The organism is Clostridium tertium, assembly GCF_017873245.1.
GTDB lineage: Bacteria > Bacillota > Clostridia > Clostridiales > Clostridiaceae > Clostridium > Clostridium tertium.
Genome location: NZ_JAGGJY010000028.1, coordinates 1 through 15,166, shown reverse-complemented (window position 1 = coordinate 15,166; position 15,166 = coordinate 1). Strand labels below are relative to the sequence as shown.

Genomic DNA, 15,166 nt, shown 5'->3' with positions numbered 1-15,166 from the left:
TGTCTTACCGTGGTCAACGTGACCGATTGTTCCAATGTTTACGTGTGGTTTACTTCTTTCGAATTTTTGCTTTGCCATTGTAAAATCCTCCTTTATGGAAATTAATTATATGAACCTTCTTAGTTATTATATCTAATTTAGTTCTATTTTTCTATACTTATATAAATTTTCCTTATATTATTTAATATACTTAAATTTATATTTTTTAACGTTGCTCATATTTTAATTATGAGCAACATTAATCACATTTATAACTAAAGTGAATTAATTTCTTTCACTCTTAATTTTTTCTTGAACACTCTTTGGAACTTCTTCGAAGTGATCGAATACCATTGAGTATACACCTCTACCTTGAGTTCTTGATCTTAAAGTAGTTGCATATCCAAACATTTCTGAAAGTGGAACCATAGCTCTGATAATTTGAGCTCCGTTTATAGCTTCCATACCTTCTATTCTACCCCTTCTTGAGTTAAGGTCTCCCATTACATCTCCCATATATTCTTCTGGTACTGTAACTTCAACCTTTTCCATTGGCTCAAGTAATACTGGATCTGCTTTTGTCATAGCATTTTTAAATGCCATAGAACCAGCAATCTTAAACGCCATTTCAGATGAGTCAACTTCATGGTATGAACCGTGAACTAATTTAACTTTGAAGTTAATAGTTTCATATCCAGCTATAACACCATTTTTAGCTGCTTCTTGAATACCATTGTCTATTGCAGGAATATATTCTCTAGGAACAGCTCCTCCTACTATAGCATTTTCAAATACGTATTCTCCTTCAGTAGGTTCCATTTCGATCACACAGTGACCATATTGACCCTTACCACCTGATTGCTTAGCATACTTAGCTTCAGCTTTAACAGCTTTTCTAATTGTTTCTTTATAAGCAACTTGAGGTGCTCCAACGTTACATTCAACTTTGAATTCTCTAGTTAATCTGTCAACGATGATATCTAAGTGAAGCTCTCCCATACCTGCAATTATTGTTTGACCAGTTTCTTGATCAGTATGAGTTCTGAAAGTAGGATCTTCCTCAGCAAGTTTAGCTAAAGCTAAGCCCATTTTTTCTTGACCAGCTTTTGTCTTTGGCTCGATAGCTACAGATATAACTGGTTCTGGGAATTCCATAGATTCTAATACTATCGGATTGCTTTCTACGCAAAGAGTATCTCCTGTTGTAGTATTCTTTAATCCAATAACAGCTCCTAATTCACCTGCTTCTAATGCTTCAACTTCTTCTCTTGAATTAGCGTGCATCTTAACAAGTCTTCCTATTCTTTCTTTTTTGCCCTTTGTTGAATTTAATACGTATGTTCCACTTTGCATAATTCCTGAATAAATTCTAGTAAATGCAAGTTTTCCAACGAATGGGTCAGTAGCTATTTTAAATGCTAAAGCTGACATTGGAGCTTCATCTGAAGCTTCTCTTTTATCTGCTTCACCTTCTAAAGTAGTTCCTTCAACTGCTGGAATATCTAATGGTGATGGTAAGAAGTTAACAACACCATCAATCATTTGTTGAACACCCTTATTCTTATATGATGATCCACAAATACATGGAACTACTTCATTAGCTATAGTAGCTTTTCTTAGTCCAGTCATTATTTCTTCTTGTGTTAATTCTTCACCTTCAAGATATTTTTCCATTAGGTCTTCGTTAGTTTCAGCTACAGCTTCAATCATAGCCATTCTATATTCTTCAGCTTGATCAGCTAAATCTGCTGGAATTTCTTCTTCTCTAACATCTTTTCCTAGATCATCATAGAACATAATAGCCTTATTAGTTACTAAGTCTACCATTCCCTTGAATTGATCTTCTGATCCGATTGGAATTTGTATTGGAACTGCATTAGCCTTTAATCTATCTCTTACAGTGTTGATACATCTAAAGAAGTCTGCACCTGTAGCATCCATCTTATTAACATATATCATTCTTGGTACACCGTATTTATCCGCCTGTCTCCAAACAGTTTCAGTTTGTGGTTCAACCCCACTTTTTGCATCTAGAACTGTAACAGCTCCATCAAGAACTCTTAATGATCTTTCAACTTCAACTGTAAAGTCTACGTGTCCTGGAGTATCTATGATATTTAATTCATGACCTTTCCATTCACATGTTGTAGCGGCAGAAGTAATTGTTATACCTCTTTCTTTTTCTTGCTCCATCCAGTCCATTTGTGAAGCACCTTCGTGTGTTTCACCTATCTTATGTGTTTTACCTGCATAAAATAGTATACGTTCAGTAGTTGTAGTTTTACCCGCATCTATATGAGCCATTATTCCAAAGTTACGGAATTTGTCTAACGGATATTTTCTAGCCATTTGTATGTCCTCCTCTCAACGAGTAATTTTAAATTCGACAAAACTGCTTTGGCAGAAGCCAAAACAGTTTGTTTATTAGTATCTGTAATGAGCGAATGCTTTGTTTGCTTCAGCCATTTTATGAGTATCTTCTCTCTTCTTAACAGCTGCTCCAGTATTATTAGCTGCATCCATTAATTCTCCAGCTAATCTTTGAGCCATTACTTTCTCGCCTCTTTTTCTAGCAGCATCTAGCATCCATCTGATTCCTAGAGTCTGTCTTCTTTCTGGTCTTACTTCGATAGGAACTTGGTAGTTAGCACCACCTATTCTTCTAGCTTTAACCTCTAATAAAGGCATTACATTGTTCATAGCTTCTTCAAATACTTCTAAAGCATCTTTGCCTGTTTTTTGCGCCATTATTTCAAACGCGTCGTAGCATATTTTTTGTGCTACTCCTTTTTTACCATCTTCCATTACATTGTTTATTAACTTTGTAACAACTTTTGAATTGTACATTGGATCTGGTAATACATCTCTCTTTGCAATATGTCCTTTTCTTGGCACTTTTCTTCCCTCCTTAACATGATAAATTTAAGTTCATTGGTACTCTGCAATTAAACATTGCCGTAAAGTGCTTTACTCCTTCATCTATATAAACTTAATTTATAAATCTATGTAAATGCTGAAGACAAGCACTAGCGTAGCTTATGATTTAAACTACTTTTTTGCCTTCGGCTTTTTAGCACCGTACTTTGATCTTCCTTGCATTCTGTTAGCTACTCCAGCACAGTCAAGTGCTCCTCTTACGATATGGTATCTAACACCAGGAAGGTCCTTAACTCTACCACCTCTTATAAGAACAACACTATGCTCTTGTAAGTTGTGTCCTACACCACCAATGTATGCAGTAACTTCGAATCCATTTGTAAGTCTTACTCTTGCGATTTTTCTTAAAGCTGAGTTAGGCTTCTTTGGAGTTGTTGTTTTAACAACTGTACAAACTCCTCTTCTTTGTGGACACTCGTTAAGTGCTGGTGCTGTTGACTTGTTGATAACAGTTTTTCTGCCTTTTCTTACTAATTGGCTAATAGTTGGCATTTTTTCACCTCCTGAAATTTTTTTATCTATATATCTAATATTTAAGATAAAAGCTTATTAATGAATTATTCTAAAACTAGTACTGCAGATGCTTTAACATCTATACTACACATTTTTCCTAATTCTTTCATTGTATTAATGTAAATAATTTTTACATTTTTTTCAATTCCCAAATCAATTAATGATTTAGTTAAATTAATCTCTGCGTCTTTAGCTACATATAAAACAGTTCCTTTTCCATTTTTAATAGATTTAGTACATTGTTTTATACCAATTAATTTATTTCCTACAATGCTATCTATCATGAAATCACTCCCTATATAAAAGTTCATAGAGGCTCAGTTCATGACTTTGCCTCCATGAATTCATGTAGACAATTATATTGTAGTGTAGCTTTAAAATCACACAATTCGTATTTTATCATTTAAGCATACACATGTCAATAAAATTGCAATGTATTATTCAATTGATTCTAATGCATCATCTTCCACTAAAACGTCCTCGACATCTAGCTTTACATTCCTATATCTCATCATTCCAGTACCTGCTGGTATTAACTTACCAATAATAACATTTTCTTTCAGACCTACTAAAGGATCTATCTTTCCTTTTATAGCAGCTTCTGTAAGAACTCTTGTCGTTTCTTGGAATGATGCAGCTGATAAGAAACTATCTGTAGCTAAAGCAGCCTTAGTTATACCAAGTAATGCTTGCTCGCCTTTAGCTTCTTCTCCACCAAATTCTCTTACTCTTGCATTTTCTTCTTCGAAGTCAAACATATCTATCATAGTTCCTGGTAATAGTTCAGTATCTCCTGAATCTAGTACTTTAACTTTTCTAGTCATTTGTCTAACAACTACCTCTAAGTGCTTATCATTGATATCAACACCTTGAAGTCTATAAACTTTTTGAACTTCAGATAATAGATATTTTCTAGCTCCATCTATACCTTTAATTGCAGCTATGTCATGAGGATTTACTGAACCCTCAGTAATCTCATCTCCAGCTTCAATAAGATCATCATCAGATACCTTTAGTCTTGAACCAAATGGTATTTCATAGCTACGTTCTTCTCCATCATTAGCCATCACAAATACAGTTCTCTTTTTCTTAGTTTCTTCAACTCTAACTGTACCAGTTATTTCACTAACTATAGCTAATCCTTTAGGTTTTCTAGCTTCGAATAATTCTTCAACTCTAGGAAGACCTTGTGTAATATCGGCTCCAACAACTCCCCCTGTATGGAATGTTCTCATTGTAAGCTGAGTTCCTGGTTCCCCGATTGATTGTGCTGCAATTATACCAACAGCTTCCCCTATATTGATCTTTTGTGCTGTTGCCATGTTCATACCATAACACTTCGAACATACACCAACCTTACATTTACATGTAAATACAGATCTAATTTTTACTTTCTTAACACCTGCTGCTGCAACTTTTTCTGCAACATCAAGTTCCATATATTGATCAGCTTCTACCATAACCTCACCAGTTTCTGGATGAATTATTGGTTCTGCTGTATATCTACCATAAAGTCTTTCTGCTAATCCTTCGATTGCTTCATTACCTTCTTTAATTTCTGAAACATAGATACCTTCTGTTGTTCCACAATCTATTTCTCTTACAATAACATCTTGTGATACGTCAACTAGTCTTCTTGTTAAATATCCAGAGTCAGCTGTCTTAAGAGCTGTATCGGCATTACCTTTTCTAGCTCCGTGGGTAGATATAAAGTACTCTACCACTTCAAGACCTTCTCTAAATGAAGCTCTAATTGGTAATTCTATAATTTTACCAGTTGGACTTGCCATAAGTCCTCTCATACCAGCTAATTGCTTAATTTGAGACTTAGATCCTCTGGCTCCAGAGTCAGCCATCATGAATATCGGATTGAATTTATCCAAACTATTCATAAGTGCATCCGCAACATCTTCTGTTGTTTTAGTCCATTTTTCAATAACTCTTTCATATCTTTCTTCTTCTGATATGAAGCCTCTCTTATACATCTTTTCGATCTTATCAACAGTTTCATCAGCTTCTTTAAGTAGTCTATACTTAGCTTCTGGTACTATCATATCAGAAGCAGCTACTGTTACAGCTCCAATTGATGAATAGTGATATCCTAATGCTTTAATTTTATCAAGCATTATTGATGTATTGGTTGGACCATGCACTGCATAACACTTATCGATTATCTTACCTAATGACTTTTTAGTTATTAAGAAATCTACTTCTAAGTTGAATTCTTCATCTTTATTGCTTCTATCTACAAATCCTAAGTCTTGAGGAATTGATTCATTAAAGATCAGTTTACCAACTGTAGTTTTTATTATACCTGATTTCTTTTCACCATTAACATCTTTAAATATTCTTACATTAATTTCTGCATGAATAGCTATTTCTCCAACTTCATAAGCCATAATAGCTTCATCTTTGGAAGCAAATACTTTTCCTTCACCTTTAGCTCCAGCCTTATCCATAGTTAAATAGTATGATCCTAATACCATATCCTGTGTAGGTACACAAACCGGCTTACCATCTGAAGGCTTCATTATATTTCCTGCTGCAAGCATTAAGAATCTTGCTTCTGCTTGTGCTTCAACTGACAATGGAACGTGAACCGCCATTTGGTCTCCGTCGAAGTCAGCATTATATGCAGTACATACAAGTGGATGTAGTTTTATAGCTCTACCTTCTACTAATATTGGTTGGAAAGCTTGAATTCCTAATCTATGTAGAGTAGGAGCACGGTTTAGTAAAACCGGATGATCAGTAATAACTTCTTCAAGTACGTCCCATACTTGATTATTTACTCTTTCAACCATTCTTTTAGCACTCTTTATGTTATGAGCTACTCCATCTTCAACCAACTTCTTCATTACAAATGGCTTGAATAACTCTAAAGCCATTTCTTTTGGAAGTCCACATTGATACATCTTTAATTCAGGACCTACAACGATAACTGATCTTCCTGAGTAGTCAACTCTCTTACCAAGTAAGTTTTGTCTGAATCTACCTTGCTTACCTTTAAGCATATCTGATAATGATTTAAGTGGTCTATTTCCTGGTCCTGTAACCGGTCTTCCTCTTCTACCATTATCTATAAGTGCATCTACTGCTTCTTGAAGCATTCTCTTTTCATTTCTAACAATTATATCTGGAGCACCTAAGTCTAAAAGCTTCTTCAATCTGTTATTTCTATTTATAACTCTTCTATATAAATCATTTAAGTCTGAAGTAGCAAATCTTCCCCCATCTAATTGAACCATTGGTCTTAAATCTGGCGGAATTACAGGTATAACATTAATAACCATCCATCTCGGATCATTACCTGATTTTCTAAAAGATTCAACAACTTCTAATCTTCTTATAATCCTAACTTTCTTTTGTCCAGTGCTTGTTTTTAATTCTTCTTTAAGTTCCTTAGATTGACCTTCTAAATTAATTTCTCCAAGTAGCTCTTGAACAGCTTCAGCTCCCATTCCAGCTATAAAGCTTTCTTCACCATACTTATCAACAGCTTCTCTGTATTCTTTTTCGTTAAGAAGTTGTTTCTTTAATAATGGTGTTTCTTTAGGATCTATTACTACATATGAAGCAAAGTATAATATTTTTTCTAAGGCTCTTGGTGACATATCTAAAAGTAATCCCATTCTTGATGGAATTCCTTTAAAGTACCAAATGTGAGAAACTGGGGCAGCCAGTTCAATATGCCCCATTCTTTCTCTTCTTACCTTAGCTTTTGTAACTTCAACTCCACATCTGTCACAAACTATTCCCTTATATCTAACTCTCTTGTATTTACCACAATGACATTCCCAATCTTTAATAGGTCCAAATATTCTTTCACAGAACAGACCATCTCTTTCTGGTTTCAAAGTTCTATAGTTTATAGTTTCAGGCTTTTTAACTTCTCCTCTTGACCATTCTCTTATTTGACTAGGTGAAGCTAAGCCTATTTGTATAGCATCAAAATTATTCAATTCAAACAAGGGTATATCCTCCCTTCAAATTTAGTGTTCATCATTTACAAAATCATCAAGTTCTAAGTCTTCCTCATGGAATCCATCTAAAGCAAAGTTGTCAAATTCAACTTCTTCCTCAATTTCTTCCTCTGATGTTGTATAACTATCATCTACATTAACCTCTTCTGAAACAACATCTTCTGTTCCTTCAATGTTAACTTCTAAATCTTCCATATCTTCTTCTGCAAATTCTTTAAGTCTAACTTCTTCATTTTCATCATTTAACACTTTTACATCTAAACATAAAGCTTGAAGTTCTTTAATTAGAACCTTAAATGATTCAGGAACTCCAGGTTCAGGTATATTTTCACCCTTAACAATAGCTTCATATGTTTTAACTCTACCTACAACATCATCTGATTTAACAGTTAATATTTCTTGTAGTGTGTGAGCTGCTCCATATGCTTCTAAAGCCCAAACTTCCATTTCTCCAAATCTTTGACCACCGAATTGCGCTTTACCACCAAGTGGTTGTTGAGTTACTAATGAGTATGGACCTGTTGATCTTGCATGGATCTTATCGTCAACTAAGTGAGCTAGCTTTAAGATATACATTATTCCAACAGTTACTTCATTATCAAAAGCTTCTCCTGTTCTACCATCATATAAAACAGTCTTTCCATTTGCATTGTATCCTGCTTTTTCTAAGCAATCCTCAATGTCTTTTTCAGTAGCACCATCAAATACAGGAGTAGCTATGTGCCATCCTAATTGACTTGCTGCCCATCCTAAGTGAACCTCTAGTACCTGACCGATGTTCATACGTGATGGAACCCCCAATGGGTTTAAGCAAATTTGTAATGGTCTACCATCTGGTAAGAATGGCATATCTTCTTCTGGTAATACTCTTGAGATAACCCCCTTATTACCATGACGTCCAGCCATTTTATCCCCAACAGAGATTTTTCTCTTTTGAGCTATATAACATCTAACTAGTTCATTTACACCTGGATTTAATTCATCACCGTTTTCTCTAGTAAACACTTTAACATCTACTATTATTCCAGCTTCTCCATGTGGTACTCTTAATGAAGTATCTCTTACTTCTCTAGCTTTCTCTCCAAATATAGCTCTTAATAATCTTTCTTCTGCTGTTAATTCAGTTTCTCCCTTAGGTGTAACTTTACCTACAAGAATATCCCCTGATCTAACCTCAGCACCTATTCTTATTATTCCTCTGTCATCTATATCCTTTAATGCATCTTCACTTACGTTTGGAATATCTCTAGTTATTTCTTCAGGTCCTAGCTTTGTATCTCTAGCTTCACATTCATATTCTTCTATATGAATTGAAGTAAATACATCTTCTCTAACCAGTTCTTCAGAAATAAGCATAGCATCTTCGTAGTTATATCCTTCCCAAGTTATGAAGCCCATTCTAATGTTTTTACCTAATGCTATTTCACCTAAATCAGTTGATGGACCATCAGCTAACACTTGGTTCTTAAACACTATTTCGCCTTTATCTACTAAAGGTCTTTGGTTTATACATGTACCTTGGTTACTTCTCTTGAACTTAAGAAGATTATAAGTATCTATTCCACCGTCTACGTCTCTCTTGATTCTAATTTCATTAGAACTTACGTAAACTACCTTACCCGCATTTTTAGCCTTTGGAAGAACTCCAGAGTCCACTGCAGCTTTAAATTCTATTCCAGTACCAACTACTGGTGCTTGAGGTTTTAATAATGGAACCGCTTGACGTTGCATGTTTGATCCCATAAGAGCTCTTGAAGCATCGTCATTTTCAAGGAACGGTATCATCGCTGTAGCTACTGATACTATTTGCCTTGGTGATACATCTATTAAATCAACCTCATCAGCATTAACTACTAATATATCATGTTTACTTCTAACAGTAACTCTGCTATCAACAAACTTTCTATCTTCTCCTATAGGTTCTTTTGCTTGAGCTACAAGGTATAAATCTTCTTCATCTGCTGTAAAGTATCTTATTTCGTCTGTTATTATACCTTTTTCTTTATCAATAACTCTATAAGGAGTCTCTATAAATCCATATTCATTAACTTTAGCATATGTTGCTAATGAGTTAATAAGCCCTATATTTGGTCCTTCTGGAGTTTCTATAGGACACATTCTACCATAATGAGAATGGTGAACGTCTCTAACTTCAAAGCCAGCTCTTTCTCTTGAAAGACCTCCTGGTCCTAAAGCTGATAATCTTCTCTTATGTGTTAATTCTGATAATGGATTTACTTGATCCATGAATTGTGATAATTGTGAACTACCAAAGAATTCTTTAATAGCAGCTGCAACAGGTCTTATGTTAATTAACATTTGAGGTGTTATAGCTTCTTGATCTTGAATAGTCATTCTTTCCTTAACTACTCTTTCCATTCTTGATAAACCAATTCTAAATTGATTTTGTAGTAATTCACCTACTGATCTTAATCTTCTATTTCCTAAGTGATCTATATCATCAACATAACCTACTGAATAAGGTAATCCTAATTCGTAACTTATAGTTGCAAATATATCATCTCTTATTATATGTTTAGGAATAAGTCTATTTAAGTTTTTCTTTATTTCTTCTTTTATAGTGTCTTCATCATCATAGTTGTCTAATATTTCTTTTAATGTTGGATAGTGAACAAGTTCTCTGATATTTAAATCTTCTATATTAAATGATACAAAATTCTTAATATCAACAAAATGGTTACCAATTACTCTAACCACTCTATCCTCAACTAATATATCAACTGAGTTTATACCAACGTTTTGAATTTCTTCTGCAAGAGATCTACTAATCTTCTTACCTTGCTCAACCATAATTTCTCCTGTTTGAGGATTAACTATGTCTGTAGCTGCAACTTGGTTAACCAATCTTAAGTTTAAAGCTAACTTCTTATTAAACTTATATCTACCAACTCTTGATAAATCGTATCTCTTTGCATCAAAGAATAATGAATCTATAAGAGATATAGCACTATCAACCGTAGGTGGCTCACCTGGTCTTAATCTTTTATATATCTCTAATAAAGCTTCTTCTTTAGTCTTAGTATTATCTTTTTCTATTGTAGCTTTAAATCTTTCATCTTCTCCAAAATAGTCTAAAAGCTCTTGATCACTTCCAAATCCCATAGCTCTTGCTAAGATAGATATTGGAAGTTTCCTTGTTTTATCTATTCTTACATAGATAATATCGTTAGAATCTGTTTCATATTCTAACCATGCCCCCCTATTTGGAATAACTGTTGATGAATATAATTTTTCACCAGTTTTATCAACATTAAAACTGTAATAAACACCCGGTGATCTTACTAATTGACTGACAATAACTCTTTCAGCACCATTTATGATGAAAGTTCCTTGTTCTGTCATTAACGGGAAATCACCCATAAATACTTCTTGTTCTTTGATTTCTCCAGTTTCATTATTTTGTAATCTTACAGAAACCTTTAGTGGCGCAGCATAAGTAGCATCTCTCTCTTTACACTTCTCCACTGAATACTTAATATTATCCATATCAAGCTTATAATCTACAAACTCAAGAACAAGATTTCCAGTAAAGTTTGTGATAGGATTAATGTCTTCAAAAACTTCATGAAGACCTTCTTTTAAAAACCATTGATATGAATCTAATTGTACCTCAATAAGATTTGGCATTTCAGTTACATCTTTAACTTTACCAAAACTCATTCTAGTTCTTTTTCCGACTTGGACAGGATGTACCATGAATTTTCACCCCTTGTATAAAACTAAAATAACCAAAAGCACACTTTCCCTAAGGACTTATGCTTTCGGATAGCATCACTTATTAGTATAACCATCTTTTGTTCGATTATACATTTTTTTCATATGAATATATACCTACCCATATTGAATAGTACATTTAATGATACTATCATACTATTCTTTTAATGTCAATTATTTTATTGTATAACTTATGTTAATCTATAATATTCTACATTTCAAGCAATTTTTATATAAAACTATATAAAGTATCCCAGGAATTTGATATTTTATATAGTTTCATTTAGACAATTAAAAAGGTGCCTTTAACAGCACCTTTTCAATTTAGAAGTTAATTACTTAACTTCTACTTCAGCTCCAACTTCAGCTAATTTAGCTTTCATGTCTTCAGCTTCTTCTTTTGATACGCCTTCTTTTAATGTCTTAGGAGCTCCATCAACTATTTCCTTAGCTTCTTTTAATCCTAATCCAGTTAATTCTCTAACAACTTTGATAACTTTGATCTTTTGTGATCCAGCGCTAGCTAATACTACGTCGAATTCAGTCTTTTCTTCTGCAGCTGCAGCACCACCTGCAACAGCTCCTGCAACTGCTACTGGAGCAGCAGCACTTACACCAAATTCTTCTTCACAAGCTTTAACTAGCTCGTTTAATTCTAAAACAGTCATTTCTTTTATAGCTTGAATTATATCTTCTCTTGTCATTTTAATTGCACCTCCAAATTTTTATCAGTTATTATTCAGCTGACTCTGATTCTTTTTTTTCTTTAATTGCATTTAATAAGTATGCAACGTTTGATAATGGAGCTTTGAAGCTTCCAAGAAGTTTTGCGATAAGAACTTCTTTTGATGGTATTGTAGCAAGTTTTTCAACTTCTTCTTTATTATATAAAGTTCCTTCTACCATACCTGCTTTTAATTCTAGTTTCTTGTGATCCTTAGCAAATGTATGTAATACTCTTGCTGGAGCAGTAGCATCTTCATATCCGAATGCTATAGAAACTGGTCCTTCTAAGTATGAATCAAGACCTTCAATTCCTAATTCTTTAGCAGCTAATGTTACAAGGTTATTTTTATAAACCTTATATTCAACACCTGCTTCTCTTAAAGTTTTTCTTAAAGCTGTATCTTCTTCAACTGTTAAACCTTGATAGTCTGCTAAAACGATCGCTTGAGCTTTTTCTAATTTTTCTCTAATCTCAGCAACTTTAGCTTCTTTAATTTGTCTATTCTTGTTCATTACTGTGTGTCCACCTCCTCACAGTTTTTTAACTGCAAATTTATATTAAGAAAGGCCTTCCCATAGACATAGGAAGACCAAATAATTACTTACCTTGGTATTCCTCGGTAGGCAATTATTTAAACCTTTCGGCACCTACTGTCTTTGGAATCAGTATTCTCTTTAACAACAGATTACATTTTACAACATAATTTTCTGTTTGTCAATACTAATCTAAAACTTTTGTTGGGTTAACTTTAGCTCCAGGACCCATAGTGCTTGAAACAGATACTGACTTAACGTATTGTCCTTTAGCAGCTGCTGGTTTCGCCTTTATTAAAGCATCCATTAAAGCATGGAAGTTTTGTTGTAACTTCTCAACTCCAAATGATTTCTTTCCGATTGGGCAGTGAACTATAGCAGTCTTATCTACTCTATATTCAACTTTACCAGCTTTTATTTCAGCTATTGCTTTAGCAACATCAAATGTAACTGTTCCTGATTTTGGGTTTGGCATTAATCCTTTAGGTCCTAAAACTCTACCAATTCTACCAACAACACCCATCATATCTGGTGTAGCAACTACTACATCATAGTCAAACCAGTTTTCACTTTGGATCTTTTGAACTAATTCTTCAGCTCCTACGAAATCTGCACCAGCTTCTTGAGCTTCCTTAGCTTTTTCTCCCTTTGCAAACACTAAAACTCTTACAGTTCTACCTGTTCCATTCGGAAGAACAACAGCTCCTCTAACTTGTTGATCTGCATGTCTTGGGTCAACCCCTAATCTAACATGTAGTTCTATTGTTTCATCAAATTTTGCTTTTGCAGTCTTTACTGCTAAATCTAAAGCTTCAGATGGAGTGTATAATGCACTCTTATCTATTAATTTTGCGCTTTCAATATAATTCTTTCCCATAATATGCCTCCTTTGTGGTGTTAACGGTTTTTACCTCCCACTTTTTTACGAATTACTCTTCAATAGTTACTCCCATACTTCTTGCAGTACCTTCGATCATGCTCATAGCAGTTTCGATTGTAGCTGCATTTAAGTCAGGCATCTTTAATTCAGCAATTTTTCTTACTTGATCCTTAGTTAACTTACCAACTTTAGTTCTGTTTGGAACTCCTGAACCACTTTCGATTCCTAATTCCTTCTTTATAAGAACTGCTGCTGGTGGAGTTTTTAGTATAAAACTAAAAGATCTATCTTGGTAAACTGTTATAACAACTGGAATTATTAATCCAGCTTGGTTAGCAGTCTTTGCATTGAACTCCTTACAGAATCCCATAATATTAACACCATGTTGACCTAATGCTGGTCCTACTGGTGGTGCTGGTGTCGCCTTACCTGCAGGAAGTTGAAGTTTGATCATTCCTGTTACTTTCTTAGCCATGTATTATTCCTCCTATACTGTGGTAATACGGACCTTAGTCCTCCCACTTTATTAAAACATTAGCTTATATTAAACTAATTTTTCAACTTGTGTAAATTCTAGTTCAGCTAGAGTTTCTCTGCCAAACATATCAATTAATGCTTTTATTTTGCGCTTTTCTAGATTTATCTCTTGTATTATAGCTACAAATTCCCTTAAAGGACCTGAGATAACTCTTACGCTTTCCCCTACTTCTAGATCTATTTCTACAGGTGCTTCTTGAACTCCCATAGATTCTACCTCTTCATCTGTAAGGGGAACTGGTTTAGAAGCTGGGCCAACAAATCCTGTTACACCCCTAGTATTTCTAACCACATACCATGACTCATCTGTCATTAGCATTTTTACTAACACATATCCAGGAAACTTCTTTTTAAGAGAAATCTTTTGTTTCCCATCTTTTTCTTCTACAACCTCTTCCATAGGCACTTGAATGTCTTGAAGTAAGCTTTGAAGATTTCTATTTTCAATGGTTTTTTCAAGATTCGCTTTAACCTTGTTTTCGTAGCCTGAGTATGTGTGTACAACATACCATCTTGCTCTTTCGCTCATATTTTCTTATAGGTGACTAACACCTAAACCTCCTTATTTTAGTTTAAAAATGAATTCAAAGAGGTTTTGAAAAATATAATCTAACCCGCCTACTAATACTATATATATTAGCACAACTACGCCAACTGCAATTAACGCCTTTTTAGTGTCATTTTTAGAAGGCCAAGTTATTCTTTTAACTTCTGCCTTAACCTCTCTAAAAAACTTAAATATGCCACCTTTACTAGGTGAGTTCTTAGTTAAATTTACATTTTCCTTAACAGCCATTACTTCACATCCTTAATCTTTGTGAGTATGTGTCACTACTATATTAGCTAATTATTTAGTTTCTTTATGAAGTGTATGTTTTTTACAGAACTTGCAGTATTTATGCATTTCTAATCTGTCTGGGTTATTTTTTTTATTTTTCATTGAATTATAATTTCTTTGCTTACACTCTGTGCATGCTAAAGTTATCTTTACTCTCACAGTCTGCACCTCCAGTTTACCGTAAATAATATAAAACCTTACTACTTTATGTTAATTTAATTTCGTTAATTACCTAAACACATTATCATAAAACATGTATTATGTCAATATATGTGCCTTTGTAAAGGACTAGGTAATGAAACCCAGTCCCTACATATATACTAAGAACTACTATTACTCGATTATGCTAGTAACAACTCCTGAACCTACAGTTCTTCCACCTTCTCTGATAGCGAATCTTAATCCTTCGTCCATAGCTACTTGAGTGATTAATTCAACGTTCATATCAATGTGGTCTCCTGGCATAACCATTTCCATTCCATCTGGTAACTTGATTGAACCAGT

At 34.1% G+C, this 15,166-nt stretch carries 14 protein-coding genes and 1 other annotated feature; all 14 genes read right to left on the bottom strand.

Translation table 11 applies throughout. The features are described 5' to 3' along the window. Window positions 1–264: 264 nt before the first annotated feature. Window positions 265–2,328 (bottom strand): elongation factor G, encoded by a 2,064-nt coding sequence (fusA, locus tag J2Z25_RS18220; RefSeq protein WP_008681198.1) that lies wholly within the window; start codon window positions 2,326–2,328, stop codon window positions 265–267. A 75-nt stretch (window positions 2,329–2,403) separates the two neighbouring features. After that, window positions 2,404–2,874 carry a 30S ribosomal protein S7 gene (rpsG, locus tag J2Z25_RS18215; RefSeq protein WP_111928710.1) on the bottom strand — a complete coding sequence of 157 codons (471 nt, stop codon included), beginning with the start codon at window positions 2,872–2,874 and terminating at the stop codon, window positions 2,404–2,406. Window positions 2,875–3,027: 153 nt separating this feature from the next. After that, on the bottom strand, window positions 3,028–3,408 hold the full coding sequence (gene rpsL, locus J2Z25_RS18210) for a 30S ribosomal protein S12 (RefSeq protein WP_008681201.1): 381 nt from the start codon (window positions 3,406–3,408) through the stop codon (window positions 3,028–3,030). Window positions 3,409–3,473: 65 nt separating this feature from the next. Next, window positions 3,474–3,713, bottom strand: a complete 240-nt coding sequence (locus J2Z25_RS18205) for a ribosomal L7Ae/L30e/S12e/Gadd45 family protein (RefSeq protein WP_008681202.1) — start codon at window positions 3,711–3,713, stop codon at window positions 3,474–3,476. 153 nt (window positions 3,714–3,866) lie between these two features. After that, entirely contained in the window at window positions 3,867–7,400 is a 3,534-nt protein-coding gene (gene rpoC, locus J2Z25_RS18200; RefSeq protein ID WP_008681203.1) for a DNA-directed RNA polymerase subunit beta', read from the bottom strand. Window positions 7,401–7,421: 21 nt separating this feature from the next. Next, entirely contained in the window at window positions 7,422–11,129 is a 3,708-nt protein-coding gene (rpoB, locus tag J2Z25_RS18195; RefSeq protein ID WP_008681204.1) for a DNA-directed RNA polymerase subunit beta, read from the bottom strand. A gap of 353 nt (window positions 11,130–11,482) precedes the next feature. Further along, window positions 11,483–11,851 carry a 50S ribosomal protein L7/L12 gene (gene rplL / locus J2Z25_RS18190; protein ID WP_008681205.1) on the bottom strand — a complete coding sequence of 123 codons (369 nt, stop codon included), beginning with the start codon at window positions 11,849–11,851 and terminating at the stop codon, window positions 11,483–11,485. 31 nt (window positions 11,852–11,882) lie between these two features. Continuing rightward, window positions 11,883–12,386: a 50S ribosomal protein L10 gene (rplJ, locus tag J2Z25_RS18185; protein ID WP_008681206.1), complete on the bottom strand. Its 504-nt coding sequence runs from the start codon at window positions 12,384–12,386 to the stop codon at window positions 11,883–11,885. Between the two features lie 38 nt (window positions 12,387–12,424). Further along, window positions 12,425–12,552, bottom strand: a sequence feature (ribosomal protein L10 leader region). Between the two features lie 42 nt (window positions 12,553–12,594). Further along, window positions 12,595–13,284 (bottom strand): 50S ribosomal protein L1, encoded by a 690-nt coding sequence (gene rplA / locus J2Z25_RS18180; protein ID WP_008681207.1) that lies wholly within the window; start codon window positions 13,282–13,284, stop codon window positions 12,595–12,597. 52 nt (window positions 13,285–13,336) lie between these two features. Further along, the gene (gene rplK / locus J2Z25_RS18175) at window positions 13,337–13,762 is read right to left on the bottom strand and encodes a 50S ribosomal protein L11 (RefSeq protein WP_008681208.1); all 426 of its coding nucleotides are present in this window, start codon (window positions 13,760–13,762) and stop codon (window positions 13,337–13,339) included. Between the two features lie 69 nt (window positions 13,763–13,831). Next, on the bottom strand, window positions 13,832–14,353 hold the full coding sequence (gene nusG, locus J2Z25_RS18170; protein WP_008681209.1) for a transcription termination/antitermination protein NusG: 522 nt from the start codon (window positions 14,351–14,353) through the stop codon (window positions 13,832–13,834). A gap of 33 nt (window positions 14,354–14,386) precedes the next feature. Beyond that, a complete protein-coding gene (secE, locus tag J2Z25_RS18165; protein WP_008681211.1) occupies window positions 14,387–14,620 on the bottom strand; it encodes a preprotein translocase subunit SecE in 234 nt (77 codons plus the stop codon). Window positions 14,621–14,671: 51 nt separating this feature from the next. Beyond that, on the bottom strand, window positions 14,672–14,821 hold the full coding sequence (gene rpmG, locus J2Z25_RS18160) for a 50S ribosomal protein L33 (protein WP_008681213.1): 150 nt from the start codon (window positions 14,819–14,821) through the stop codon (window positions 14,672–14,674). Between the two features lie 174 nt (window positions 14,822–14,995). After that, a partial coding sequence (locus J2Z25_RS18155) for an EF-Tu C-terminal domain-related protein (protein ID WP_483413794.1) occupies window positions 14,996–15,166 on the bottom strand: 171 nt, incomplete at its 5' end.

What these genes read in the sequence shown, in the direction of transcription:
- fusA (WP_008681198.1), bottom strand. Translation starts at nt 2,328, where the DNA reads ATGGCTAGAAAATATCCGTTAGACAAATTCCGTAACTTTGGAATAATG.
- rpsL (WP_008681201.1), bottom strand. Translation starts at nt 3,408, where the DNA reads ATGCCAACTATTAGCCAATTAGTAAGAAAAGGCAGAAAAACTGTTATC.
- J2Z25_RS18205 (WP_008681202.1), bottom strand. Translation starts at nt 3,713, where the DNA reads ATGATAGATAGCATTGTAGGAAATAAATTAATTGGTATAAAACAATGT.
- rpoB (WP_008681204.1), bottom strand. Translation starts at nt 11,129, where the DNA reads ATGGTACATCCTGTCCAAGTCGGAAAAAGAACTAGAATGAGTTTTGGT.
- rplL (WP_008681205.1), bottom strand. Translation starts at nt 11,851, where the DNA reads ATGACAAGAGAAGATATAATTCAAGCTATAAAAGAAATGACTGTTTTA.
- rplJ (WP_008681206.1), bottom strand. Translation starts at nt 12,386, where the DNA reads ATGAACAAGAATAGACAAATTAAAGAAGCTAAAGTTGCTGAGATTAGA.
- rplA (WP_008681207.1), bottom strand. Translation starts at nt 13,284, where the DNA reads ATGGGAAAGAATTATATTGAAAGCGCAAAATTAATAGATAAGAGTGCA.
- rplK (WP_008681208.1), bottom strand. Translation starts at nt 13,762, where the DNA reads ATGGCTAAGAAAGTAACAGGAATGATCAAACTTCAACTTCCTGCAGGT.
- nusG (WP_008681209.1), bottom strand. Translation starts at nt 14,353, where the DNA reads ATGAGCGAAAGAGCAAGATGGTATGTTGTACACACATACTCAGGCTAC.
- secE (WP_008681211.1), bottom strand. Translation starts at nt 14,620, where the DNA reads ATGGCTGTTAAGGAAAATGTAAATTTAACTAAGAACTCACCTAGTAAA.